The following is a 25,275-nucleotide window of genomic DNA, read 5'->3' as shown; positions in this document are numbered from 1 at the left end:
CGGGACCAGGAGTGCCAGCGGTGCGGTTTTCAAGCATCCAGTACCTTTCCGCGTCAGGCGTCAATCGCGATTCAAATCAACCTGATCAGGTGAATTGTTGTAAATGTTTACGCTATTTATTGAATCCGCCTGAACAATCCCTACTGCGTTGACATTATTGTTTTCCATTCGATTATAGATCGCAGATTCACTTGATCTAACACCTGCAAATCCAGCGCCAATGAATCTAGCCAACATGGCAGTCCAGCTAGCCATCCTGGCTGCATTATCACGGACCTTGAAGACAACCGTAAGGATGGCGAACGATGAAATCAGGACCTCGAGAATCTTTTTAACAATAATTATCAAGGACCCACTTGCGTCTGCACCTACAAGAAGTAGATACGTTATCCCGACGCCAAGTGTCCCCCAGAAGAAATAATCAGAGGTGGACAAATGTGTTGCTTGTGTCTTAGAAATATAGAGGGTCATTGTAAATATGAACCCAAGAAATGACAAGCCAGTCAATGCTAGTACTATTCCACGGATATATCGCGCAGATTCCTCTGGCATTCCCGCCATAGAAAGCGCTTCCACGGACAACCCGCCAATGACAAACAATCCCATAAATACGAGAAATGCCCTTATGGACCACTTCTCGCTTGAAGGGCTGGTTTGACATTGTGGAGTCTCCACATTTTCCTCACTGTCCTTGATTTGCCGTTTCATGAAAGACGGAAGGGGTGGCCAGTATCTAAAAAATCCGGGCTCACTGAAACGGACCCCGGAGGCGACCTAATGAGCGTCGGATCTTTGAATACACAAATCATTACCATGTGCATGGTAAGGCCTCACACTACTTCATTGCCGGGATCGGTTGCGTGTGATGTAGGGGTTTGACGAACTGTTGCGGTGGTGCTGAATCCGGTGGGAAGGACCATGCCGGGGGCCAAGTATCCTTGCGCCACTTGGGGGCGGGCCGTTGGCCTGCCCCGTGTTTTTCCGCCCCTGGCCCCCGGCTTGGTCCTTGAGGGACCCGCCGGATTTGGCTCCGAAACAGTTCGGTGAACCCCGGCCCCAGGTGCGCCCCGACCCGTGGCCGATTGGGGCCGAGTGTGGTCCGGCGACGGTTGTTCTGTGTGCTCCCCGGCCGCCGGCCGCGCGCTCGGGACCGGGCGGCAGCCCGCAGCCCGAGCGGCGGACGGCAGGCCGGAGCGGCGGCGCGAAGCGCCGTCGCCTTGATCTCACATAGCCTGATTCGGCAACGTGCGTGCCTTCTAGCTCAGGTGTCTACCGTCGTGGGTGCGAACGTAGGGGCCGTTCGAGTCGAGGGCGTCCAGAAGTCGGATCGCGTAGACCTCGGACATGCGTTCGGTGACTTGTTCGGGGGTGAGCCATTCGACGGCGGTTGCTTCGGATGAGGGGCGCTCGACTCCGCCGGATGGTTTGCAGCGGAAGACCAGGGCGACGATGCTGCGCGTGGTGTTCTTGTAGACCCCGGTGAGCTGGTCGACTTCGACGCGAATGCCGGTCTCTTCCCAGACTTCCCGGATGACGCCGTCCTCTGGGGCTTCGGTGGTTTCCAGCACGCCGCCGGGCAACTCCCAAGTGCCGTTGTCCGTGCGGCGGATCGCCAGTAGCCGGCCGTCGTCCCGGACCACTGCCCCGGCCACGGATACCGAGTGCAGCGGCGTTGACTGGCCATCTCCGGTGCTGTTACTCATATACAGGAGCATAGGAGGAACTGAAGGACTATGGCGAGCACAGTAGGAGCGAGGTCGGCGCAGCCAAGGTATCTCCAGATCGCCAGCGATATGGAGGAGCAGATCAAGGACGGGCGCCTTGCTCCTGCTGAAGAGCTTCCCAGTGAGGCGACGCTCATGGAACGCTACGGCGTCTCCTCGGGCACGGTCCGCAAAGCGGTCGCTGAGCTTCGCACGTCCGGGCTGGTAACGACGTACCAGGGCAAAGGCTCCTTCGTGAAGTCCCGACCGCCGGTCACACGCAAGTCCTCGGACCGGTTCCGGCGCTCGCATCGAGCAGCGGGCAAAGCCGCCTACATCGCCGAGACAGAGCAGGCCGGGGTGAAGGCGACGGTCAACGTATTGTCCGTCGGGCCTGTCGCTGCTCCGGCCGAGATCGCCGAGCGCCTGGCCGTTGAGGAGGGCGCCAAGGTGCTCGCTCGTCGGCGCCTGTACTTCAGTGACGAAATGGCCACCGAGGAAGCGACTTCGTACCTGCCGTGGGACGTGGCTCGCGATATCCCTGAGCTGTTCGAGGAGAACCCCGGCGGCGGGGGCATCTATGCCCGGCTCGAAGAGCACGGCCACAAGTTCCTGGAGTACACCGAGACGGTACGGGCACGCTTGGCTACCAAGCAGGAGGCGACCGCGCTCAGTCTCAGTCCTGGCTCACCCATCATCCACCTGACGCGCAACGCTGTGATCACCACGGGTCGGGTGGTTGAGGTCTGCGACACGATCATGGCCGCTGACCAGTTCGTACTCGACTACCGCATTCCCGCCACCGACTGACCGCCCTCGTCGTCCGGACCTCCCTCGGAGATTCTTCACTTAGCGGGTTGACTCATGTACATGAGTGCGTCACTCTGTTCGTACAGCTTATATACATGAGTAACTATGATCATCTCATGTAGATAAGTAGAGATCCGTCAACCCCCTTGTCAGTCCGGACGGCCTGCGTCGCGCATCTCGTCGGCACAGAGCCGCCGCTCGGTCAGAAAAGAGCGTGTTGTGGATTCCGTGGCTGCAGCAGAACCACCGCGGTGCCGGTCCTGCCGTGGACGGGGCCGCAAGACGGTACGCCCGCGAAAGCTGGTGGTCGTCGGTTCCGGCGCATCCGGAAGCGGGTGCCGTACCGTCACCTGTTTGCCCTGCGGTGGAACCGGACTGGCCGCTTCTGGATGACTAGATACATCCCGCAAGGCCGCAGGAGCGATCTGAGAGAACGCGGCTCCATCCTCGTCCCTGCGGTTTGAGTACCCCGAGTGAACGTTGGACCCCCGCGACGGCGGCAACCGTCCGGGGGCGCGGTCAACGCTGGATTGGAGCGCTGACATGAGGAACCCTATATCGCCCTATCGCCGCCTTCGACGCGGTCGCCGACGGAGCGCGTCCGTGCGTCCCTACGTGCTCGCCCTCGAACGTAAGCGGGCGGCGACGGATGCGGCATTTGACCAGTTGGCCGGTCTCGCTGCCCTGGCGCGGCTGGGGGTGTCGCTGTGAATGACTCGCCTTCTGCCACTGCTGCCGCCTCGCCGGATCTGTCCAACGGTGGCGCCCACCTGCTGTACGGGCACGCGGGCAGCATTACCGCTGCGCGTCAGTTCGCCCGGTTGGACGGGGTGTTCCATCTGCCCCAGATGGCCGATCTCATCGTCGTGGAACCGCTGGGGCTGCTGCGGCTGATGAACGCGGGTGACGGCCGTATCTGGCAGCGCCGCGACGGTGTCGAGGTCTACCTGGACTCGTCCGGGCGGACGTTGACCTTGTGGCCCTGCGTCACTGCGTGACGTCCTGACAGGGCACAGGGGTAACGACTATGATGCTTGGTTACACGAGTACTAGAGTTGTTGGGCGGTCGTTCATGTCGAGCTGGGAGTTCACCCCGCCGAAGTACGTGCAGGTGGTCCAAGCGCTCCAAGAGCGCATCGAGGACGGCACCTACACCCCGGGCGAACTCCTGCCCTCGGAATCCCGCCTGGTGCGTGAGTTCGGAGCTGGCCGCTCCACCGTGGTGCGCGCGCTGCAGATCCTGAGCATGCAGGGTTGGATCGAGCGTGAGCACGGGCGGGGCTCCTTCGTCAAGGGCGTGCCCGAGCAGGCGGCGGAGCGCTCGCACGCGGGGGTTAGTGCGTTCGAGGCCACCGAGAACACCAAGGAGACCACCATTACCCAGGCTGGGCGCGCCAGTGTCCCACCGGGCGTAGCGCAAGCACTGGGAGTACCGGCCGAGTCTCCGGCCATCCTTCGGCAACGCCTGGTCCATGACGGCGAGACTCCCAGTGAGCTGGTCTCGCTGTGGTTCCCGCTCGATATCGCTGACGGATCCGACCTGGAGGCAGCCGAGCCGATCGCGATCGGGGTCAAGGGGCACCTGCAGGCCATCAAGCAGTTGCGCCCGGCCCGGGTGAGCGAACGTCTCTCCGCACGCCGACCCGCCAGCGAAGAAGCTCGGCTATTGGGCCTGGAGGCGGGCAGTCCGGTACTGGGGGTGATGGCTACGATCCTGGCCCCCTCCGATGCGGTGATCGCGGTTGCTGATCTCTGTCTTCCGGGTGACCTGCACGAACTTGAAGACAGCTACCCCGCGTCCTAACTACTCCCAATTCACCCGACTTATGCACTTGTCCAATCAAGATGAGTTGGGTACTTTAACCTCACAACTTGATCGAACGAGTAGTTGAGTGAATGTATTGGAGGAGCCGGAGTGGCGATTCAGGGTGCGTTGCCGGTGGAGTTCGGGACGGTGTTCCCGCACGGGGCCTACGCGCTGGGAGTGGAGGCGATCACGGACTTTGAGACGAAGAAGCCGCAGATGGACAAGGACACGGGCCTGCCCTTGTGGGCCGTCGACGTGATCGACGCCGACCCCGAAGCACGCGGGAAGGCCAAGAGCGTGAAGGTCAAGGTGGCCGCCGAGGTGTGCCCCACCCTGCCCGATGAGGTCCCTGGGCTGCCGTTCCGCCCGATCGAGTTCGAGCGCATGTCGGTGATGCCCTACGTGGACGACAACGGGCGCCGTCCCCGGGTGGCCTACTCGTTGCGGGCGCGTGGGGTGAAGTCCCCCGGTGGTGGTGCGGCGGGGCGTAAGCCGACTGCCAACGCTGCGGGTAAGGAGGGTGCCTGATGGAGCACGTGCCCACCTGGGCCAGTCTCGGGCTGCGGATCGGCGATGAGGCGCGGGCCTGGTGCCTCACGTACTCCGACATCAAGCCCATCCTCACGCTTCACGGAGGCGAGCTGAGCGTGAGCCTGTGCCCCTCCGATCGCGATAGCCCGGTCAGTGAAGCCGAACTGAGGTTCGCGCGTGAGCTGGTCACGCAAGCCCGGTCCTACCTGGCCGAGCTGGAACGTCTCGCCCACGTACACACCGCGTCGGCAAACGAGCCTGGCGCGACCTGACACACGAAGCGGGGCGGCCCGATGGTGACGCATCAGGGCCGCCCCTGGTCCTCCCTGCCCATCCATGGCGCTCAAACCAACGAACTTCAGGAGAGGTGTGTTCATTATGGCTGACCAGCACGGTCGCGCTTGCCCGCGGGGCAGTGTCCCGGCCGCTGTCCAACGGGCGCGGCCCGTTCCTCGGGACCTGGACGTGGTCAACACGTGGGAGTCCAAGCTTGCGGTCCTGGAGCAGGAGGCTGTTCGGGCTGACTCGCCGGAGTCGCGCGTGGCGGTGGCCGCTGCGCGTGCCGAGGTGGCGGTTGCTCGCGCTCGGGCGGCTGCGGAGCTGGCAACTGTCGAGGTGACACGGTTCGCCAGCCACGGGGGTGGTCGGTGATGTTCCACAGCAGGAACGCCGGAGCTGCCCAGGTGCAACCGACCAGCCCGGTTCCCGCGCATGCCATCCGGTTCGCGACCCCCGTTGTGGAGACCCCGGCGGTCTTCCTCCTCACCCGGTGGGTCTACCGGGCGGTTCGGTCGGTGGTGCTGGCGCCGTTCCGCTTCCCGGTGGCTGTGTCCACGCTCGCGGGCTCGGTGGCCACCGTTCACTATCTCGGCTGGGTCTGGCTCGCGGTGGCGGTGTTGCTGGCTGGCGCGGGCCTGGGGGTGTGGTGGTGGCGCTGGCCGGTCGCGTTTCGCTCGCTGGTGGTGTTGCGGGCGGTGGCGGCCTGGCGGTGGTTGTGGGTCTATCGGCGCCACTGGCAACCGGTTCTCGTGGTCGCCGGGTTGGCCGAGTCGTACCAGGAACGCCAGTACCTTCCCCAGATCCGGAAGGTGACCTGTACGGAGTGGGCCGACCGGGTCCGGGTGCGCCTGGTGGCCGGCACTGCTCCGGCCGACGTTGAGAACCGGGTGGTGGAGCTGGCCCACGGGTTCGCCGCCCCCTCGTGCCGTGTGACGGTGGCGGGGCCGCGTGATGTGGTCCTAGAGTTCCCCCGCCGTGACCTGCTGGCCGAACCCCTGGCCGCGCTTTCCGTCCACAGTCCTGTGGATCTGTGCGCCCTGCCCATGGGGCTGCGGGAAGACGGCCAGCCCTGGCGCATGCGGCTGCACGGCACCCATGTCCTGACGGTGGGTGTTACGGGGGCCGGGAAGGGCTCGGTGATCTGGTCAGCCATTCGCGCCCTGCTCCCAGCGATCGCGGACGGCACGGCGCAAGTGTGGGCGATCGATCCCAAACGCATGGAGCTGTCCTACGGGCGTGCCCTGTTCGCCCGGTATGCCGACTCGGCGGAGTCCGCAGTGGGCCTGCTCGAAACGGCTGTGAACGCCATGCAGGAACGCGCCGCCCGCTACGCCGGACGCCAGCGCACCCACACCGCTACCGCCGATGACCCGTTCGTCGTGGTCATCCTCGACGAGGTCGCGTTCCTGACCGCCTACCACCCGGATCGGGATATCCGGCGCCGCGCGGAGAACGCGATTGCCACCCTGACCAGTCAAGGGCGTTCGGTGGGGTTTGGTGTGCTGGCCGCGCTGCAGGACCCGCGCAAGGAGGTCATGAACCTGCGCAACCTGTTCCCGGACAAGGTCGCCCTGCGCCTGGACGAGGCATCCCAGGTGGACATGGTCCTCGGCGAGGACGCCCGCGAGAGGGGCGCCAACGCCCACCTGATCGCCCCGGATGTCCCTGGGGTGGCCTTCGTGCGCCTGGAAGGCTCCCCGGCCCCGGTGCGGGTGCGGGCCGCCTACGTCACCGACGACGACATCGCCGCCATGGTGGCCGACTACGGGGCTCGTGGGCTGCGCTCAGTGCCCGGTGCGGGGGTCGCCTGATGCCCACACCCACCGGCAAGACCACACGCGCCGAACGCCAGGCGCAACCCCTGGCCCGTGAGGTGGCCGAGCAGGTCGCCACCGACAAGGGTGTGTGCATCCGGCCAGTGTCGCTACGCCGTACCGATCTCGCCACCGGTCGAACCGAAATCGTGGACGTGCCGTGCGGGTCCACGTTGGAATCGCGCTGTCCGGCCTGTGCCAAGCGCAAGCGCTCGATCCGGCGCAGCCAGTGCGAACAGGGGTGGCACCTCGCTGAGGAACCGACGGTCACCCCGGATGACCCCTCCGAGGTGCAACGCGCGTGGGTCGAACGCCGTGCCATGGTGACGGCCGAACGGGACCGGCTCGCCGAATCGGGTGCGGCCGATCCTGACCAGGTGGCCGCGCTGGACTCCGCCATCGCCGACCGGGATGCCGAGATCACGGCCTCGGGGTTGCGCGGGTCGGCGTCTCGGGGTTCCTCCTCGTCGGCCTCGACGCCGCGGCGGGTGCGCTCGACCAAGCGGCGCCAGGACGCGCCCGACCTTCCCAAGCGCCCCATGGTCCGGCGCACTGTGGGGCGTGCGTTCGAGGATCCCGCCAGCGGGCGCACGTTTCGCCCGTCGCTGTTCGTGACCCTGACGCTGGATTCCTACGGGCGCGTGCGCTCGGACGGCACCCCGGTGGATCCGACCAGCTATGACTACCGGCGTGCCGCGCGCGACGCGTTGCACTTCTCCAAGCTGGTGGATCGCTTCGTACAGAACCTGCGCCGGGTGGCCGGGTTCGATGTCCAGTACTTCGCGACGGTGGAACCCCAACGCCGCCTGGCGCCGCACCTGCACATGGCAACCCGGGGCACCATCCCGCGCGCCGAGCTGCGCCAGATCGCCGCCGCGACCTATCACCAGGTGTGGTGGCCCAACGCCGACAAGGCTGTCTACACGGGGGAGAACCTGCCCGCCTTCGACGAGGAAACCGCCAACTACGTGGACCCGGCAACCGGGGAAGTGCTGCCCACCTGGGAACAGGCCCTCGATGCCCTCGACGCCGACCCGGACGCCGAACCCTTCCACGTGGTGCGCTTCGGGCCACAGGTGGACGCAAAGGGCGTCATCGCCGGAAGCCAGGATGCCGACCGGTGCGTGCGCTACCTCGCGAAATACCTGACCAAGGATGTCGGCGAGTGCCACCCGGCCGAAACCGATGCGCAGGAACGCCACGTGGACCGGCTCGTCGAGGCGCTGCGGTTCGAACCCTGCTCCCCGCGGTGTTCCAACTGGCTGCGCTACGGCATCCAACCCCAGAACGCCAAAGCAGGCATGCGGCCCGGATGCTGCCGCTCGAAGGCACACAAGCGCGAACACCTCGGCTATGCCGGCCGCCGCGTCCTGGTCTCCCGAAAGTGGTCGAACAAGACGTTGGCGGATCACAAAGCCGACCGGCTGACCTGGGTCCTAGAAACCCTCGGCATCGATCCCAACAACGACGACCACGACCAGGGCGCCGCCGTCCCCCTACGTGCTTCCTCCGGCAACCACGTCTGGGAGTTGGCCCGGCCCACCGACCCGGACGTCCCGCCACGCGAACACCGCCTACTCCGGGCCGTCGGCGACGCCTTACACCGCCGCTCCCAACTCGACTCCGCTCGGCAACACGACCCCTCGGTAACCCCAGAAAGGGCCACATGAACGGTACGGCTGTTCCCCTCCGCAAGGATGACCGGCTGATGACGGTCCCTGAGGTGCTGAAGGAACTCGGGGACGTCTCGCGTCGGACCTTCTACCGGTGGCGTGAGGTTGGTCACTCTCCGGACAGCATCAAGCTGCCCAACGGTGAACTGCGCATCTGGCGAAGCGATCTCGAAGCCTGGCTGGAGAGCCGTCGGGAGGGTGCCGCGTGAAGTCCTACGATGTCCGGTTCTGGACCATCAAGACGAACCGGAAGCGGAATCCGAAGACGGGCAAGACCAAGGTGGTCTCACACACGGTGCGGTGGACCGTCGCTGGCCGTGAGAAGTCGAAGACGTACCAGAACAAGCCCGGAGCCGAGAACTTCCTGAGTGATCTTCGGCAAGCGGCTAAGGATAACGAGGCGTTCGATATCGACTCCGGGCTTCCGGACTCGCTTGCGCGGGACAAGGCCGCTGCGACCTGGTACGAGCATGCGGTCTCGTACGTGGATCACAAGTGGGCCGGCTCCTCGGCAAAGCAACGGATCTCCATAGCTGAGGCCCTGACCGCTGTCACGGTGGTGCTGGTGAAGTCCCAGCGGGGCGCTCCTGAAGCTGCAGTTCTCCGGCGGGCGCTTCGTAAGTGGGCGTTCAACGCGGCTCGTCGGGACGAACCGAAGCCCCAAGAGGTCGAGGCGGCGTTGCGCTGGCTGGCTCGGAACTCGGTTCCGGTCGCGTCCCTGGAAGAGTCGCGGATGGTGTCGAGGGCGCTGGATGCCTGTTCCCGCAAGCTCGACGGGAAGAGCGCCGCTCCGGAGTACTACCGGCGGCGTCGGCGAGTCTTCGCCGGGGCGCTGAAGTACGGCGTTCGGCTGGGGCGGCTGCGGGCGAATCCGCTCGATGGCAGGGACGCGGACGACTGGAAGCCTCCTGCGGTCGTGAGCGCGGTGGATCGGCGTCGGGTGGCGAACGCGAAACAGATGCGGGCGCTCTTGGCGCAGGTTCGGCGGGTCGGTAGGACCCAGGGGCCGCGCTTGGTGGCGCTGTACGGGTGCATGTACTACGCGATGCTCCGGCCGCAAGAGGCCATCGCCCTGCAAGAGAAGTCCTGCGAGCTTCCCGAAGAGGGCTGGGGCGTGCTGGACTTCGAAGCGGTCCACTCCGCCGCTGGCCGGGACTGGACCGATGACGGTGAGGTTCACGAGGACCGGGGGCTCAAGGGACGTGCGGCCGATACCCGGCGGCGGGTGCCGATACCCCCGGAGCTGGTGAAACTGCTCCGCGAACACATCGACACGTACGGGGCCGATGAGGAGGGGAGACTCTTCCGGACGTACAAGGGGGCGAAGTACCATCCGTCAACCCTCTGGCGGGTTCTCCAGGACGCGCGGAAAGAGGCGTTCACCGCCGCTCAGGTGGGGTCGCCGTTGGCTCGCAAGCCCTACGACTTCCGGCACGCGGGGGTGTCGCTGCGGCTGAACGCCGGGACTCCGCCAGCGCTCGTGGCCGAGTGGGCGGGGCACAGCGTGGAGGTCCTGTACCGCGTCTACGCGCACTGCCTGGACGGTGACGACGATCGCTGGTTCGGGCGAATAGACGACGAACTGAAGTAGCGTGGAGCCTCGGCCATAGGCCGGGGCTTCTTGCGTGTGACCTGGGAGAATCCGGCCGTGACCCGTTCCGCGTATATTCCGGGAACCCTGGCAACCGGTGACTCCACGTGGCATCAGGCTGCACCCATGAAAAAACCCGGTGCCGGGCGGATCGCCTGGTCAACCGGGTTCGTGGTGCTCGCTGCTGGGTGCCCCCTGGAGGATTCGAACCTCCGCACACGGCTCCGGAGGCCGTTGCTCTATCCCCTGAGCTAAGGGGGCGCTGCGCGTCTTTAACCTTAGCAGGGGTCACGGGGTGGCGTGCACAGTTTTTGGCGGTTCTGCGATTGTCCAGCGCCGGATGGGGCCCGGCAGTTAGTCTCGCGGCCGTGGGTGAAGCGCTGGCACGGGTACTGGTGGTTGACGACGATGAGGTGATCCGGCAACTGATCGCCGTCAACCTGCAGCTTGAAGGCTTCGAGGTGCATACTGCCGTTGACGGGCAGGAGTGCCTGGAACGCGTGGTCGAGGTCGCGCCGGATGTGATCACGCTCGATGTCATGATGCCGCGGCTGGACGGCTGGGGTACGGCCCTCCGGCTTCGGGAGGACGAGGAGACCTGCTCCGTGAAAGTGGTCCTCATCACCGCGCGGGCGCAGGGGGATGATCTCAGGCGCGGGGGCGACGTCGGGGTGGACGCGTACGTGACCAAACCCTTCGACCCGACCGAGCTCATTCGCGTGGTGCGCGATCTCGCGGGACTCGACCGGGCGGAGATGGCGTGCGGTGAAGGGGAAGGACCCACGGCCGCCGCGGGGTAGGGCACACGGAACCGAATGCGGGGCGCCATGCAGGCAGACAGCAGGCAAGAGCCCCGCCGCGAGCCGCCGATCGACGGTGGTGCGACGCCGTGGTGGCTTGACGACCTGCTGCGTTCCGCGGCGGCAGCCGCCACAAGGACGTCGTTGGCGAGCGTTCCCGCCGCCGAACCGCGCCGGCCCCCGTCCGGTACGCGGGGAGACTACGCCAGCGCGCTCGCCCTCCGGATCGCGGGTGCCGTTGGGCTCCCGGCCGAGGCGCTGGCCGCGGACATCGCCGCGGAACTCCGGTTGAGCCCGCACGTGGTGAGCGCTGCCGCCGAAGGGCGAGGCTTCGTCAACGTCACACTGACCCCCCGCGCCCGGGTTTCCCTGGTGCGCGCGGCGTGTGGCGCGAACTATCTCATGGGGTACCGGCCCGCCCCGGCCGATCGTGGCGGTCGCGCGGCGGCCGCGTGGGCCCTGACTCCGCTGCACGCCGCGGAGACGGTCGTCCGGGCGCGGGAATGGGCACGCGAGGACGCCCGGCGCAGAATGGTCCTGGCTGCGGGCGCTGACGGTGCCGACGACTCGGGCGCCCGGCCCTCTGAAACGCCAGCGGAGGCGTCTGGTGGCGTTGCCCGGCGGACTGGGCCGGGGGCGCCCGGCCGTGCCGGGGCCGCTGGTCCCGGCGGGTCCGCTGGCCCGCGCTACTACAGCGGCCCGCCGCCATCTTGGGGCTCTTCTGGTCGTGCGGCGGACGAGGTGACCGAGGTGACATGGCGCGACCCCTACCTCGACGAGCCCCCTGGGGAGAGCGACGCCGCACGGTTGCTCGCCGTGCTCGGTGAGGCGAGCGCGCGGTTCGCGTTCTGCAGGTCGGCCCCTGAGCACCCGCGCGCGGGCGAGCTGACAGGGCCCGGGCTGCCCGCGCTGCCCACGGCCGAGGAACCGGGGAACTGGGAGCGGCACACCGCCGCGAACCCGGGGTTCGCGGTCCGCTACGCGCACGCCCACGCCGTCCGTACCCGGGCGTGGGCGGCGGATCTCGGGTTCGTCCCGTCCCGTGCGGTGGCGGAGGTTGGGAGCGGCGCCGGTGCTCGGGGCGGTGCGCTCGCGGATGACGCGGTCGCCGCTCTCGACGAGCCGCTCGCGGCCGCGCTTGCCGGGTGCCTCTTCGACGGGCCCGGTGTGTTGTCGGCCGCGGCCGGGCGGCGTCAACCACATATCCTCGTGCGATACCTGGAGGGTGTCGCCACTGCGTACCATGATTGGCGGGAGTCGTGCACCGCCGTCCCCACCTCAGTGGCGACCGATGCCGCACGTGGGGAGGTTGTCATGGCGCGGTTGGAGCTGTGCGCCGCCGTGGCCGGTGTCCTCAGGACGGGGTTGTCCCTGCTCGGTGTGCCCGCGCCCACAAGGCTCTAGCTGTCCGGGGCATCCCCGCTGCGCATGCCTTCCAGGTGCCGGAACCAGGGGTCCGCGCAGGGGCCTGTCCGCACCGTCGAACGTGAACGTAGGCCCGCGCGCTGCGGGGGTCTGACCGTGCGGTCCTGCCGAACCAGGGGTGCCCTCCCCCGGCGTGCCGCCGAACAGCCGACGCCACAACCATCGACCAGCCGAGAGTGCCAGCCATGAGCCGTTACGCCCACCCCGCCGGGCCCCGCCACGCGGAGGTGCTGCCCGAGGAGAATCCGCCGCGCCCGCCGCACGACCTGACCGAGCTCGATCCACGGGTCTGGCCCGGCACGGCCACCCGGGTCGACGGCGAGGTCACGGTCGGCGGCGTCGGTGTCGGCGCCCTCGCCGCCGCGCACCAGACACCCCTCTTCGTCCTGGACGAGCAGGACTTCCGCGCCCGTGCGCGCGGCTTCCGCGATGCCTTCAGCGACGCCGAGGCCGATGTCTACTACGCGGGTAAGGCGCTGCTGACCAAGGCGGTCGCACGGTGGGTGCGCGAGGAGGGCCTCAAGCTCGACGTCTGCAGCGGGGGTGAGCTCTCGGTGGCGCTGGCGGCCGGCTTCCCGCCGGAGTGGATCGGCATGCACGGCAACAACAAGTCCGAGGAGGAACTGGCCCGCGCGCTCGATGTCGGGGTCGGGCGGATCATCGTCGACTCGTTCGACGAGATCGAGCGCCTGGAACGGCTGGCGGCCGAACGCGAGCGCGTCCCCGAGGTGCTTGTCCGGGTCACCACCGGGGTCGAGGCGCACACCCACGAGTTCGTGGCCACCGCGCACGACGACCAGAAGTTCGGCTTCGCCCTGAGTACGGGGGCCGCCATGGAGGCCGTGCGCCGGGTGCGCGCGGCCCGGCACATCGCGCTCGTCGGCCTGCACTCCCACATCGGCTCGCAGATCTTCGACACTGCCGGGTTCGAGGTCGCCGCGCGCCGGGTCACCGGGTTCCTCGCCCGGATCCACAGCGAGCTGGGGATCACGCTGGCCGAGCTCGACCTCGGGGGCGGGCTGGGTATCGCCTACGTCGCCGGGGACGACCCGCTGGAGCCCAAGAGCATCGCCGAGAGCCTGCTCGGGATCGTTCGGCGCGAATGCGCGTCCGCCGGGGTGCCGGTCCCGCGTGTGGCCGTCGAGCCGGGGCGCGCCGTTTCCGGGCCGGGCGGAATCACGCTGTACCGGGTGGGCACGGTCAAGGACGTCGAGGGAATCCGCACCTACGTCAGCGTCGACGGCGGGATGAGCGACAACATCCGCACCGCGCTCTACGGCTCGGAGTACACCTGCGTCCTGGCGTCGCGGGAGAGCACAGCCGAGCCCATGCTGTCGCGGTTGGTGGGCAAGCACTGCGAGAGCGGTGACGTCATCGTGCACGACCTGTACCTGCCCGCGGACGTACGTCCCGGCGACCTGGTGGCGGTGGCGGCCACGGGCGCCTACTGCTATTCCATGGCCAGCAACTACAACCATGTGCCGCGTCCGGCCCTGGTCGCGGTGCGCGACGGTTCCGCCCGCACCCTGATGCGCAGGGAGACCGAAGAGGACCTGCTTCGCCTGGACGTAGGCTGAACGCGCCAGGCCCTGGTCTCGCAGGTCCGCGACGGTACGGATTTTTCACGACGGAGAGAAGTGGGAGTCACCCCCTTATGGCGATGAAGGTGGCGCTGCTCGGCTGCGGCGTTGTGGGCGCCGAAGTGGTGCGGCTGGTCAACGAGCAGTCGACGGAGCTTTCCGCGCGCATTGGAACTTCCCTGGAGATCGGAGGGATCGCGGTGCGCCGCCTCGGGCGCACCCGAGGCACGGGGCTCGCCCCGGAGCTGTTCACCACTGACGCCATGAGCCTGGTGACGCGTCCCGACATCGACCTGGTGGTCGAGGTCATCGGCGGCATCGAGCCCGCGCGTTCGCTGATCCTGGCAGCGGTCAAGTCCGGCAAGTCGGTGGTCACGGCGAACAAGGCGCTGCTGGCCGAGGATGGGGCCACGATCCACGCGGCGGCGCGTGAGACCGGCGTGGACGTCTACTACGAGGCGTCCGTCGCGGGGGCGATCCCGCTGCTCCGACCGTTGCGCGACTCGCTCGCCGGCGACCGCGTGCATCGGGTGCTCGGCATCGTCAACGGCACCACGAACTTCATCCTGGACCGGATGGACACCCAGGGCGCGGGTTTCGCGGAGTCACTGGAGGAGGCCCAGTCGCTGGGCTACGCCGAGGCCGACCCGACGGCCGACGTCGAGGGTTTCGACGCCGCCGCCAAGGCCGCGATCCTGGCCCGCCTGGCGTTCCACACCCAACGCGTCACAGCGGCCGACGTGCACCGCGAGGGCATCACCGATGTCTCAGCGGGCGACATCGCGAGCGCCAAAGCCATGGGGTGCGTGGTGAAGATGCTCGCCATCTGCCAGCGCTCCGAGGCCGGCGACTCGATCGGGGTGCGCGTGCACCCGGTCATGCTGCCGCGCGAGCACCCGCTGGCCACGGTCAACGAGGCCTACAATGCGGTGTTCGTGGAGGCCGAGTCCGCCGGGAAGCTGATGTTCTACGGCGCCGGGGCCGGCGGCACGCCGACCGCGAGTGCGATCCTCGGCGACCTGGTGGCGGTCGCGCGCAACCGGCTGGCCGCCACGTCGGTGGGCGAGGGCGGACACGACACCGGGTTGCCCGTCCACGAGGTGGGGCAGACGGTCACCCGCTACCACGTGGCGCTGGACGTCGCCGACCGCCCGGGCGTGCTGGCGCGCGTCGCCGAGGTGTTCGCCGGCAACGGTGTCTCGATCAAGAACGTCCGGCAGGAGGGGCACGGCGAGGACGCGCAACTGGTTCTGGTCAGTCACCAGGCGCCCGACTCCGCCCTGACGGCGACCGTCGAGCAGTTGCGCGCCCTGGATATGGTCCGGTCGGTGGCCAGCGTCATGCGGGTTGAGGCGTTCGAGGGCAACTGAGGGCGGGCGCCGGGGGCACACTCGGCGAAGCGAACCTTCGGCGCCACCTGCGGAAAATGGTCGAGTAGCGTCTCGGGCGGCGCCGACGTGGTCGTAGACTCAAGGCTGTGACCGGATGGCCGGGTGTGTGCGAGCCGGCCGTCCAGCCCTGTATCGCTGGCGCCGTTCCGGACGAGTGCGCCGTCCTCGTCGCGCGGCCGTTCAAAGAAGTCGTATCCACACCATCCGAAAGGGCCCTGTCGTGAGCATGGCACGGGCGTGGCGGGGTGTCGTCGAGGAATATCGCGACCGCCTGCCTCTCACCGCGAACACTCCGGTCGTCACCCTGTGCGAGGGCGGAACGCCGCTGGTCTTTGCGAGGCGCGTCTCGGAGTTCACGGGGTGCGAGGTGTTCCTCAAGGTCGAGGGGCTCAACCCCACCGGCTCCTTCAAGGACCGCGGCATGACCATGGCGATCTCCAAGGCCGCCGAGGAGGGCGCGAAGGCGGTCATCTGCGCCTCGACCGGCAACACCAGCGCGAGCGCCGCGGCCTACGCGGTACGCGCGGACATGACCTGCGCTGTGCTCGTCCCGCAGGGCAAGATCGCCATGGGCAAACTGGCCCAGGCGCTGGTGCATGGCGCCAAGCTGCTTCAGGTCGAGGGGAACTTCGACGACTGCCTCGAACTGGCCCGCAAGCTCTCCATCGACTACCCGGTGGGGCTGGTGAACTCGGTCAACCCGTACCGGATCCAGGGCCAGAAGACAGCGTCCTTCGAGGTCGTCGACGCGTTGGGCGACGCCCCCGACGTGCACTGCCTGCCCGTTGGCAACGCCGGCAACATCAGCGCGTACTGGATGGGGTACAAGGAGTACGCCGAGGACGGCGTCGCCACCCGGTCCCCGCGCATGTTCGGTTTTCAGGCCAGCGGTGCCGCCCCGATCGTCAACGGCGGGCCCGTGGCGCAGCCGCGCACCATCGCCACGGCGATCCGGATCGGCAATCCCGCCTCCTGGACCTATGCCGAACACGCCCGCGACGAGTCCGGCGGCAGTATCACTTCGGTGACCGACCGCCAGATCCTCGCGGCGTACCGGATGCTCGCGGCGCAGGAGGGCGTGTTCGTGGAACTGGCCTCGGCGGCGAGCGTCGCGGGCCTGATGCAGGCCGTAACGAGCGGCCAGATCGAGCGCGGCCAGCGCGTCGTCTGCACGGTGACCGGAAACGGCCTCAAGGACCCGGACTGGGCGTTGGCCGGCGCGTCGTCGGCCACGACCGTGCCAGTGGACGCGCACTCCGCGGCCACCGCCCTCGGCCTGGCCTGACCTCCGGCCCGTGGGCGGGTGCCGCCCACCCAACCCCGAAAACCGCGGAGTCACCCCATGCCCCAACCGAGCCCCACGAGGGTGCGGGTTCGTACGCCCGCGACCAGCGCCAACCTCGGACCGGGGTTCGACGCGCTCGGCCTCGCTCTGGAGCTGTACGACGAAGTCGAGGTCGCCGTACGCGGCGACGACCGCGTTGCGGTGCGGATCGACGGTGAGGGCGCCGACGAGCTGCCGCGCGACGGCACACACCTGGTCGTCCGGGCGATGCGCGACACCTTCGAGGCGGCGGGCAAGACGCTGCCCGGAGTCGATGTGGAGTGCACAAACCGCGTCCCGCACGGTCGCGGCCTGGGTTCCTCGGCGTCAGCCATCGTGGCCGGGGTGACCGCGGCGCGGGTGCTCCTAGGCCAGGAGAGCGCGGAGGGCGGTCCGCGGGACCGCGACCAGATCTTCGAGGCGGCCGCTCGGATCGAGGGCCACCCCGACAATGTCGCTCCGTGCGTCTACGGGGGGTTCACCGTCGCCTGGCGCACCGAGGACGCGTGGCGCGCGCTGTCCCTGGCGCCGTCGCCGCGGGTCCTGCCCGTCGTGTGCGTACCCGAGGAGCGGCTGTCCACCGAGACCGCGCGCGGCCTGCTGCCCGAGAAAGTGGCGCACGGCGCCGCCGCGTTCACCGCGGGGCGTGCCGCGCTCCTGGTGGCGGCCATAACCGGCCACCCGGAGCTGTTGCTGGAGGCCACAGCCGACCAGTTGCACCAGACTTATCGTGAACCGGCGATGCCGGCCAGCGATAGACTGCTCCGCGAACTGCGCGAGCGGGATGGTCTGCCCGCCGTCATCTCGGGTGCCGGTCCCACGGTCCTCGTTCTGGGGCGATCCCCCGACGAACAGGGGCGGACCGGCGACGCTGGCCGAATCAGTCGCAACCGGGTTGATTCAATGGGGGAGCCAGCGGGTACGAGATGGCACATACGCCCCATAAAAATCGATCCGGCAGGGGTGTGGATCAGTTCTCCCCGTTCATTGACCTGTGTCGAGGAATAGCTGTGGGCTCCGGTGGTGTTAGGCTGAGTGAAGCACCAGATGCCCCATCGCGGGGCGCGTGCTCATCCGCCACAGTGTTTTCCGCGTCCTCCTCGCTTTTGGCGTTGGCCGAGCGAGCGGTGTGCACGGTTGCCACTGTGTCGAGTTCGCGGCGTGCCTGTTGTTCCGCCGATCCCACCGACGTCGCTTTCGCGTCCAGTGAGAGTGGAAGGACGGTTCGCGGGCAGCACTACCGAGCTCATCGCCCCTATGTCCGGTTGTGCCCAGAGTCTGCGGCAATTGGGTAGGGACCTCGGTTCCCAATACCGCATGGGGCAAGCCCGACCCGGCCCCCGCCGGTTCGCACCACCGGGCCGGCCGTTCAAGAGACGATAACGGCTGCGGCCCGCTCCTTGGGAAGGACCCTTAGTGAGCGACACCACCGAACTCCACACGGACGCGGCGGTCAACGCGCAGAATGAGCCAACCGTGTCCGGTGCGGAAGCCGGCGACCCGGCATCCCCATCAGACACGAACGCGTCCACGCGGTCGAGGCGCCGCTCCGGAGGAACCGGGCTGTCGGCGTTGAAGCTGACCGAGCTTCAGCGACTGGCATCGAGTCTCGGTATCACGGGTACGGGGCGGATGCGCAAGAACGACATCATCGCCGCTATCGAAGCCAAGCAGGGCGGCCCTGTGTCCGCCCCGCAAGGAACGAATTCCTCGAACGCGTCTGCGACGCAGGCCGAAGAGGGTACGGTCGGCGGAACCGACGACGACGCGGCCGCAGCTCCCCGGTCTGGCCACCAGGCCGGCAACGCGGGCGCGTCCGCGAGCAGAGCCAAGGAAGGTGAAGCGGAGCAGGACGCTGCCGGGTCCGGCGCCACCGCCGTAAAGGGCGAGAAGGCAACGGGGCAGGTCGAGCAATCTGAGAAGTCCGCTCGGACCCGCCGGACATCCCGCAAGCGCAGCGACGACTCCGGTGACCAGAACCAGCCGTCGGATGGCAGTGACTCCTCTAATTCCGCGAGTAGCGTGACCAAGACATCCAACACCCCCCAAAAGAGTGGCTCCGAGTCCCAGAATGGCCAGTCCGGCCAGGGCAGCGGACGCGACCGCCAGCGCAACCGCCGCAACCGCAACAACCGCGAAGACGGCGCCGACACCAGCCAGTCGCAGGACGGCGGTCAGCAGGGCGGCGGCCAGGGCGGCGGTAGCCAGAGCGGCCGCGGCGACGACGACTCCGCCGGCGGGCGCCGCCGCGGACGCCGGCGCGACCGCCGCGACCGCCGCGGGCGCGACCGTCAACAGGAGAACGAGCCGGTGGTCAACGACGACGATGTCCTGCTGCCGGTCGCCGGAATCCTGGACATCCTGGACAACTACGCGTTCGTGCGCACCACCGGCTACCTGCCGGGCTCCAACGATGTCTATGTCTCGCTGGCCCAGGTTCGCAAGAACGGCCTGCGCAAGGGGGACGCGATCACGGGAGCGGTGCGCCAGCCGCGCGAGGGTGAGCGCCGCGAGAAGTTCAACGCGCTCGTCCGGCTGGACACCATCAACGGCATGGCGCCGGACCAGGCGCGCGGCCGCGCGGAGTTCTCCAAGCTGATTCCGCTCTACCCGCAGGACCGGCTGCGGCTGGAGACCGACCCCGGCGTGCTGACCACGCGAATCATCGACCTTGTTTCTCCGATCGGCAAGGGCCAGCGCGGTCTGATCGTCTCGCCGCCGAAGGCCGGTAAGACGATGGTGCTGCAGTCGATCGCCAACGCGATCACCGAGAACAACCCCGAATGCCACCTCATGGTCGTCCTCGTCGACGAGCGGCCCGAGGAGGTCACCGACATGCAGCGCACGGTCAAGGGGGAGGTCATCAACTCCACCTTCGACCGGCCGGCCGAGGACCACACCACGGTCGCCGAGCTCGCGATCGAGCGGGCGAAGCGGCTGGTGGAGATGGGCATCGACGTCGTCGTGCTGCTCGACTCCATCACCCGGCTGGGACGCGCCTACAACCTCGCCGCGCCGGCGAGCGGGCGCATTCTCTCCGGCGGTGTCGACTCCACCGCGCTCTACCCGCCGAAGCGCTTCTTCGGCGCGGCCCGCAACATCGAGAACGGTGGCTCCCTGACGATCCTGGCCACCGCGCTGGTCGAGACCGGTTCGCGGATGGACGAGGTGATCTTCGAGGAGTTCAAGGGCACCGGCAACATGGAGCTGAAGCTTAACCGGCAGCTCGCCGACAAGCGGATCTTCCCCGCTGTCGACGTCGTCGCGTCCAGCACCCGCAAGGAGGAGATCCTGATGGCGGGCGAGGAGCTCAACATCATCTGGAAGCTCCGCCGTGTGCTGCACGCGTTGGACGCCCAGCAGGCGCTCGAACTGCTCCTGGAGAGGATGAAGGACACCAAGAGCAACCCGGAGTTCCTGCTGCAGGTGCAGAAGACCACCGTGGGGCAGAACGAGAGCTGAGTGCCCGGACGGCAGCCCCTGTTGCGCCCTCGTGCGCGGCGGGTATGTGCGGCGGTGCGCGAATTCTCGCCGTACGGTCCTGGTCAGGCGCCGCGCCAGCGTTTATTCTCATGGTGCGGCCCTCCCGTGTAGGGAGGGCCGCACCATTGTTTATGCCTCGTCCGCTGCCGGGCCGGGGTTCCTTCGGTGCCAGCCGGCTCCCGACCCGACCCCCACCGGCCACCCCGCCGAACAGGTTGAGGGAACCGGGCGCGGCCGGGACGGTTGAGCGGGTCCGCCGGGAATACGCGCTGGTCGGTTCCTGGTTGAAGGTCTGGCAGACTGGTAGCGGAGGGGCCGCCCTGCCAAGCCGGCAGTGATCCGGACACATCGACCGCCGCGGGACCGGTTCGCGCATGTCACGTACTTCCTCCGCGTCTCCACTCACCGCGGGGACATCCAACGCGCGCTCCATCCACTGACATGCGTCCGGCGCCCGCCATGAGCGAGGAGAGCCACGTGAAAGCCGACATCCACCCGGAGTACGTCGAGACCCATGTGACCTGTACCTGCGGGAACAGTTTCACCACGCACAGCACCGTCGGAACCGGCGGGATCCGTGCCGACGTCTGCTCCGCCTGCCACCCGTTCTACACCGGGAAGCAGAAGATCCTGGACAGCGGCGGCCGGGTCGCCCGCTTCGAGAAGCGGTTCGGCAAGCGCAGGTAGCACCCTCCCATTCGCGGCGCCGGACGCGTACCGCTGCCCTGGCTGCGGCGTACGCGGCCGGCGCCGCGGCAGTAGGTTTGACATGCCGGGCGCAGGCGAGTTATCACCACGCATTCGATGGGGGCGGGCAAGACGTGAAGCTGGACGATCTACTGGGCGAGTACTACGAGCTTGAGCAGCAGCTCGCAGACCCCGACGTGCACGCTGACCAGTCCCAGGCCCGCCGGCTCGGCCGCCGGTACTCCCAGCTCACCCCGATCATCTCGGCGTACCGGCAGCTCAAGCAGGTCGAGAGCGACATGGAGGCGGCCCGGGAGCTCGCCAGCGAGGACTCCGCGTTCGCCGAGGAGGCCGCGCAGCTCGCCACGGAGCGCGAGCAGCTCACCGAGCGGCTGCACTACCTGCTCATCCCGCGTGACCCCGCGGACGAGAAAGACGTGATCATGGAGGTCAAGGCGGGTGAGGGCGGCGAGGAGTCGGCGCTGTTCGCCAGCGATCTCGTCCGCATGTACCTGCGCTACGCCGAGCGCCAGGGCTGGAAGACCGAGGTCATCCACTCGACCGAGTCTGACCTGGGCGGCTACAAGGACATCACGATCTCCTTCAAGAACAAGGGGACCCCCGAGCCCGGGCAGGGCGTGTGGCCGCAGCTCAAGTTCGAGGGCGGGGTGCACCGGGTGCAGCGTGTCCCGGTCACCGAGTCGCAGGGCCGCATCCACACCTCGGCGGCGGGCGTGCTCGTGGTGCCCGAGGCCGAGGAGGTCGAGGTGCAGATCAACGACAACGACCTGCGCATCGACGTCTACCGCTCCTCGGGGCCGGGCGGGCAGAGCGTCAACACCACCGACTCCGCCGTGCGGATCACCCACCAGCCCTCTGGGATCGTCGTCTCGTGCCAGAACGAGAAGAGCCAGTTGCAGAACAAGGAGCAGGCCATGCGGATCCTGCGCGCCCGGCTGTACGCCGAGGCCCAGGCCAGCGCGGACGCTGAGGCCGAGGCCGAGCGCAAGAGCCAGGTGCGCACCGTCGACCGCTCCGAGCGCGTCCGTACCTACAATTTCCCGGAGAACCGGATCTCCGACCACCGTGTCGGCTACAAGGCCTACAACCTGGACCAGGTTCTCGAAGGGGAGCTCGGGTCCGTGCTGCAGGCGCTCATCGACTCCGACACCAAGGAAAGGCTGGAGCAGGCGCAGTCATGAACTTCCTGCTCGACGAGGTCGCGCGGGCCACGCTACGGCTCGCGGAGGCGGGCGTACCCTCGCCTCGCACCGACGCCGAGGAACTCGCGGCGTTCGTGCACGGCGTTCGTCGAGGAGAGTTGCACAACGTGGTCGACTCCGACTTCGACGCCCTGTACTGGGAGTGCGTGGCCCGGCGGGCCGCGCGGGAGCCGCTGCAGCACATCACCGGGCGCGCCTACTTCCGGTACCTGGAGCTGCGGGTCGGACCGGGGGTCTTCGTGCCGCGCCCGGAAACCGAGATCATGGTGGACTGGGCGATCGACACGCTCCGTGCCATGGACGTCGCCGACCCGTTGGTGGTGGATCTCGGCACGGGAACGGGCGCCATCGCCATATCCATCGCCCAGGAGGTGCCGCGCTCCCGCGTGCACGCGGTCGAGAGCGATCCTGAGGCGCTGGCGTGGGCCAAGCGCAACCTTGATGCCAGCGGACACGCCGACCGGGTGACCGTGCATCTGGCGGACATGCGGACCGCCCTTCCGGACCTGGCCGGCCGCGTCGACCTGCTGATCAGCAACCCGCCCTACGTACCCACCGACGACGCGGCGCGGATCCCGCCCGAAGTGCGCAACCACGACCCCGCCCCGGCGCTGTGGTCGGGCCGGGACGGCCTGGACATGATCCGCGAGCTGGAACAGGTGGGCCGGCGGCTCGTGCGGCCCGACGGGGTCATGGCGATCGAGCACGGGGACGGCCAGGGGATCGACATTCCCCGCCTCTTCCCCGAGGAGCTCGGGTGGCACGACGTCCGCAACCGCAAGGACCTGGCTCATCGCGACCGATTCGTGGTCATGCGCAGGGCCGACGACTGGGTTCCGGGACATTGGGAGAGGGGTGACCGCACGTGAGCCGCAGTTACGACTGCGCTGACGACGCGCGCCGCAAGGAGGGGATCGCCGACGCCGCCTCAGCCGTGCGCCGCGGCGAACTGGTGGTACTGCCGACCGACACCGTCTACGGGATCGGGACGGACGCGTTCAACCCCGGGGCGGTCGCGGGGCTGCTCAAGGCCAAGGGGCGCGGGCGCGACATGCCGCCGCCGGTGCTCGTGGGCTCGGTGCGGGCAGCGCAGGCCCTGGTCGAGGACTTCGGCCGGCACGGCCGCGACCTGGTCGACGAGTTCTGGCCGGGGCCGTTGACCGTCGTCTGCGCGGCGACACCGAGCCTGTCCTGGGATCTCGGCGACACCAAGGGGACCGTGGCGGTGCGGATGCCGTTGCAGCCGGTCGCCCTGGACCTGCTCAAGGAGGTCGGTCCCACGGCGGTCAGCAGCGCGAACGTCCACGGGCAGCCGCCCGCGACGACCGCCGAGGACGCGGCCGGCCAGCTCGGCGAGTCCGTGGCGGTCTATCTCGACGGCGGCCCGTGCGAGTCCGATATCCCTTCCACCATCGTCGACCTGACGTACGCGGTCCCGCGCCTGCTGCGCGCCGGGGGCATCCCGATCGAACGGCTGCGCGAGGTCTGCGGGACGGTGCTGGGTGAGCCCAAGCGCCGCGCGCCGCGCGACTCCGGTGCGGGTTCCGACTCCCCGGAGCCGGAATCCGAGGACCCCGGCGCCGCGGCGGAGAACGGCGATGCGGCGGGCAACGGCGACGCGCCCCGGGACGGGGCCGCCGCCGCGGACCCCTCGCGGGAGTAGGCGCGCGGCCCGGCGGAGCGGCCCTGGTCGCACAGCCGGCCGGGCGCTGGGTCGGAAGCCGGTGAGAGGGCTCCTCCGGGGCCGGTCCAGTGTTAGGTTCGAAGCGTCGACGAACCGTTGCTGGCGGCGTGCCATCGGCCGGCACTCCGCTCGTGTGAAAGGACCCTTGCAACGCCGTGCGTGAGTACGCGCTCACCTTCATCATCGCCGTGGCGGTCACGTACCTGCTGACCCCCTTCGTGCGGCGTGCCGCGATCACGATGGGCGCGGTACCGCCGGTGCGGGAGCGCGACGTGCACACCGAGCCCGTCCCGCGCATGGGGGGCATCGCGATCTACGGCGGATTCGCGGCCGCTCTGCTGATCTCGGCGCAACTGCCGCACCTGCAGGAGGTCTTCGTCGCCGACACCTGGCAGGGGCTGCTGCTGGCGGGTGGGCTCATCACCGTCATCGGGGTTGTCGACGACCGGTGGGGGATGGACCCGGTCAGCAAGCTGGCCGGGCAGACCGCCGCCGCCGGAATCCTGGTCTGGAAGGGCGTGCAGCTGCTGTGGCTGCCACTGCCCGGTACCCAGCTCTCGTTGGGGCCGTGGCTCGGGGCCGTCATATCGGTGCTGCTGATCGTCGTCACCATCAACGCGGTGAACTTCGCCGACGGCCTGGACGGCCTCGCGGCGGGAATCGTGGCGATCTCCGCCTTCGCCTTCTTCGCCTACTACTACGTCGCAGCGATCGACCAGGGGTTCGAGCGGCAGTCCTACCCGGCGATGATCGCCATCATCCTCGCGGGCGTGTGTGTCGGCTTCCTGATCCACAACTTCAACCCGGCACGTGTCTTCATGGGCGACACCGGGTCGATGCTGCTCGGCCTGCTGCTCACCTCGATCACGATCACCGTGACCGGCCAGTTCGACGCCAACGCCGCCCGCGAGTTCAACGCAGGGGCCCTGGTCGTGTTCCTCCCGGTGCTGCTGCCGCTGCTCGTGGTGGCGCTACCGCTCGCCGACCTGGTGCTCGCGGTGCTGCGCCGCACGATGGCCGGCAAGTCACCGTTCGCCCCGGACAAGAAGCACCTGCACCACCGGCTGCTGGAGCTCGGGCACTCGCACGCGCGCGCCGTGCTGCTGATGTACCTGTGGGCGGCGATCATCGCGTTCGCGTCGGTCTCGTTGACGGTGTTCAACGCACCGCTCATGGTGCTGACCGTGACGATCCTCGTGGCGGCCTGCGCCGTTGGCCTTATCACCCTGCCCCGGCTGCGCCGCAGGCGACTGGCCCGGAGAGCGAAAGCTGACGCGGCGGTAGATCACAGTTCGTCGACCAACGGATGAACCGGTGGGGCAACGGTCTTCGGGGCAGCGGGACACGCTTGGTCGCCTGACGGGCACGGTCTTATGTGCACTGTTGCCGTAACGTGACGCACCTGACATCGTGCGCGGAACGCGTGCGGAGCGGGCGCTCCGGCAAGCTAAAGTGACGGTAAACCACCCA

General features: G+C 68.2%; 23 protein-coding genes and 1 tRNA gene. 21 read left to right on the top strand and 3 right to left on the bottom strand.

All coding sequences use genetic code 11. The features are described 5' to 3' along the window. Positions 1 to 60: 60 nt before the first annotated feature. Both F4561_RS22420 and F4561_RS22415 read right to left on the bottom strand, forming a co-directional pair. Positions 61 to 708 carry a hypothetical protein gene (locus tag F4561_RS22420; protein WP_184581318.1) on the bottom strand — a complete coding sequence of 216 codons (648 nt, stop codon included), beginning with the start codon at positions 706 to 708 and terminating at the stop codon, positions 61 to 63. A gap of 548 nt (positions 709 to 1,256) precedes the next feature. Next, entirely contained in the window at positions 1,257 to 1,703 is a 447-nt protein-coding gene (locus F4561_RS22415) for an NUDIX hydrolase (protein WP_246437261.1), read from the bottom strand. A gap of 30 nt (positions 1,704 to 1,733) precedes the next feature. Between F4561_RS22415 and F4561_RS22410 the strand changes: the two genes are divergently transcribed. From F4561_RS22410 to F4561_RS33790, 9 genes are all read left to right on the top strand, one after another. Continuing rightward, positions 1,734 to 2,513, top strand: coding sequence for a GntR family transcriptional regulator (locus F4561_RS22410; RefSeq protein ID WP_184581316.1), 780 nt, complete (start codon positions 1,734 to 1,736; stop codon positions 2,511 to 2,513). 707 nt (positions 2,514 to 3,220) lie between these two features. Next, the gene (locus F4561_RS22405; protein WP_184581315.1) at positions 3,221 to 3,511 is read left to right on the top strand and encodes a hypothetical protein; all 291 of its coding nucleotides are present in this window, start codon (positions 3,221 to 3,223) and stop codon (positions 3,509 to 3,511) included. A gap of 74 nt (positions 3,512 to 3,585) precedes the next feature. Next, positions 3,586 to 4,317 carry a GntR family transcriptional regulator gene (locus tag F4561_RS22400; RefSeq protein ID WP_184581314.1) on the top strand — a complete coding sequence of 244 codons (732 nt, stop codon included), beginning with the start codon at positions 3,586 to 3,588 and terminating at the stop codon, positions 4,315 to 4,317. A gap of 111 nt (positions 4,318 to 4,428) precedes the next feature. Then, positions 4,429 to 4,848 (top strand): plasmid replication, integration and excision activator, encoded by a 420-nt coding sequence (locus F4561_RS22395; RefSeq protein WP_184581313.1) that lies wholly within the window; start codon positions 4,429 to 4,431, stop codon positions 4,846 to 4,848. After that, on the top strand, positions 4,848 to 5,123 hold the full coding sequence (locus F4561_RS22390; RefSeq protein WP_184581312.1) for a hypothetical protein: 276 nt from the start codon (positions 4,848 to 4,850) through the stop codon (positions 5,121 to 5,123). The genes F4561_RS22395 and F4561_RS22390 overlap by 1 nt, the downstream gene beginning before the upstream one ends. 378 nt (positions 5,124 to 5,501) lie before the next feature. Continuing rightward, positions 5,502 to 6,941, top strand: coding sequence for an FtsK/SpoIIIE domain-containing protein (locus tag F4561_RS22385; protein WP_184581311.1), 1,440 nt, complete (start codon positions 5,502 to 5,504; stop codon positions 6,939 to 6,941). Continuing rightward, entirely contained in the window at positions 6,941 to 8,614 is a 1,674-nt protein-coding gene (locus F4561_RS22380) for a replication initiator (protein WP_184581310.1), read from the top strand. The genes F4561_RS22385 and F4561_RS22380 overlap by 1 nt, the downstream gene beginning before the upstream one ends. A 38-nt stretch (positions 8,615 to 8,652) precedes the next feature. Then, positions 8,653 to 8,826, top strand: a complete 174-nt coding sequence (locus F4561_RS22375; protein ID WP_184581309.1) for a helix-turn-helix transcriptional regulator — start codon at positions 8,653 to 8,655, stop codon at positions 8,824 to 8,826. Continuing rightward, a complete protein-coding gene (locus F4561_RS33790) occupies positions 8,823 to 10,208 on the top strand; it encodes a tyrosine-type recombinase/integrase (RefSeq protein ID WP_312885451.1) in 1,386 nt (461 codons plus the stop codon). Before F4561_RS22375 ends, F4561_RS33790 begins: the two co-directional genes overlap by 4 nt. Before the next feature lie 189 nt (positions 10,209 to 10,397). Here F4561_RS33790 and F4561_RS22365 read toward each other — a convergent pair. Next, a tRNA-Arg gene (locus tag F4561_RS22365) sits at positions 10,398 to 10,469 on the bottom strand. A gap of 107 nt (positions 10,470 to 10,576) precedes the next feature. Here F4561_RS22365 and F4561_RS22360 point away from each other — a divergent pair. The 12 genes from F4561_RS22360 to F4561_RS22305 all read left to right on the top strand — a co-directional run bounded on the left by F4561_RS22360 (position 10,577) and on the right by F4561_RS22305 (position 25,115). Further along, positions 10,577 to 11,008, top strand: coding sequence for a response regulator transcription factor (locus F4561_RS22360; RefSeq protein WP_312885450.1), 432 nt, complete (start codon positions 10,577 to 10,579; stop codon positions 11,006 to 11,008). A 27-nt stretch (positions 11,009 to 11,035) separates the two neighbouring features. After that, a complete protein-coding gene (locus F4561_RS22355; protein WP_184581308.1) occupies positions 11,036 to 12,412 on the top strand; it encodes a DALR anticodon-binding domain-containing protein in 1,377 nt (458 codons plus the stop codon). Positions 12,413 to 12,618: 206 nt separating this feature from the next. Next, on the top strand, positions 12,619 to 14,010 hold the full coding sequence (lysA, locus tag F4561_RS22350; protein WP_184581307.1) for a diaminopimelate decarboxylase: 1,392 nt from the start codon (positions 12,619 to 12,621) through the stop codon (positions 14,008 to 14,010). Positions 14,011 to 14,087: 77 nt separating this feature from the next. Then, the gene (locus F4561_RS22345) at positions 14,088 to 15,383 is read left to right on the top strand and encodes a homoserine dehydrogenase (RefSeq protein ID WP_184581306.1); all 1,296 of its coding nucleotides are present in this window, start codon (positions 14,088 to 14,090) and stop codon (positions 15,381 to 15,383) included. Positions 15,384 to 15,630: 247 nt separating this feature from the next. After that, the gene (gene thrC / locus F4561_RS22340) at positions 15,631 to 16,689 is read left to right on the top strand and encodes a threonine synthase (protein WP_184584014.1); all 1,059 of its coding nucleotides are present in this window, start codon (positions 15,631 to 15,633) and stop codon (positions 16,687 to 16,689) included. 57 nt (positions 16,690 to 16,746) lie between these two features. Further along, positions 16,747 to 17,736, top strand: a complete 990-nt coding sequence (thrB, locus tag F4561_RS22335; protein ID WP_184581305.1) for a homoserine kinase — start codon at positions 16,747 to 16,749, stop codon at positions 17,734 to 17,736. A 408-nt stretch (positions 17,737 to 18,144) separates the two neighbouring features. Further along, positions 18,145 to 20,190: a transcription termination factor Rho gene (gene rho, locus F4561_RS22330; RefSeq protein ID WP_184581304.1), complete on the top strand. Its 2,046-nt coding sequence runs from the start codon at positions 18,145 to 18,147 to the stop codon at positions 20,188 to 20,190. Between the two features lie 498 nt (positions 20,191 to 20,688). Continuing rightward, the gene (gene rpmE, locus F4561_RS22325) at positions 20,689 to 20,898 is read left to right on the top strand and encodes a 50S ribosomal protein L31 (RefSeq protein ID WP_184581303.1); all 210 of its coding nucleotides are present in this window, start codon (positions 20,689 to 20,691) and stop codon (positions 20,896 to 20,898) included. 134 nt (positions 20,899 to 21,032) lie between these two features. After that, the gene (gene prfA / locus F4561_RS22320; protein ID WP_184581302.1) at positions 21,033 to 22,100 is read left to right on the top strand and encodes a peptide chain release factor 1; all 1,068 of its coding nucleotides are present in this window, start codon (positions 21,033 to 21,035) and stop codon (positions 22,098 to 22,100) included. Continuing rightward, a complete protein-coding gene (gene prmC / locus F4561_RS22315) occupies positions 22,097 to 22,990 on the top strand; it encodes a peptide chain release factor N(5)-glutamine methyltransferase (protein WP_184581301.1) in 894 nt (297 codons plus the stop codon). The genes prfA and prmC overlap by 4 nt, the downstream gene beginning before the upstream one ends. Beyond that, positions 22,987 to 23,784: an L-threonylcarbamoyladenylate synthase gene (locus F4561_RS22310; protein WP_184581300.1), complete on the top strand. Its 798-nt coding sequence runs from the start codon at positions 22,987 to 22,989 to the stop codon at positions 23,782 to 23,784. Before prmC ends, F4561_RS22310 begins: the two co-directional genes overlap by 4 nt. Before the next feature lie 176 nt (positions 23,785 to 23,960). Continuing rightward, positions 23,961 to 25,115, top strand: a complete 1,155-nt coding sequence (locus F4561_RS22305; RefSeq protein ID WP_184581299.1) for a glycosyltransferase family 4 protein — start codon at positions 23,961 to 23,963, stop codon at positions 25,113 to 25,115. Positions 25,116 to 25,275 lie beyond the last annotated feature (160 nt).

It is taken from the genome of Lipingzhangella halophila (assembly GCF_014203805.1).
Classification (GTDB): Bacteria; Actinomycetota; Actinomycetes; order Streptosporangiales; family Streptosporangiaceae; genus Lipingzhangella; species Lipingzhangella halophila.
Note: the sequence above shows the minus strand (reverse complement) of the source record. Positions and strands in the feature narration are given on the sequence as shown.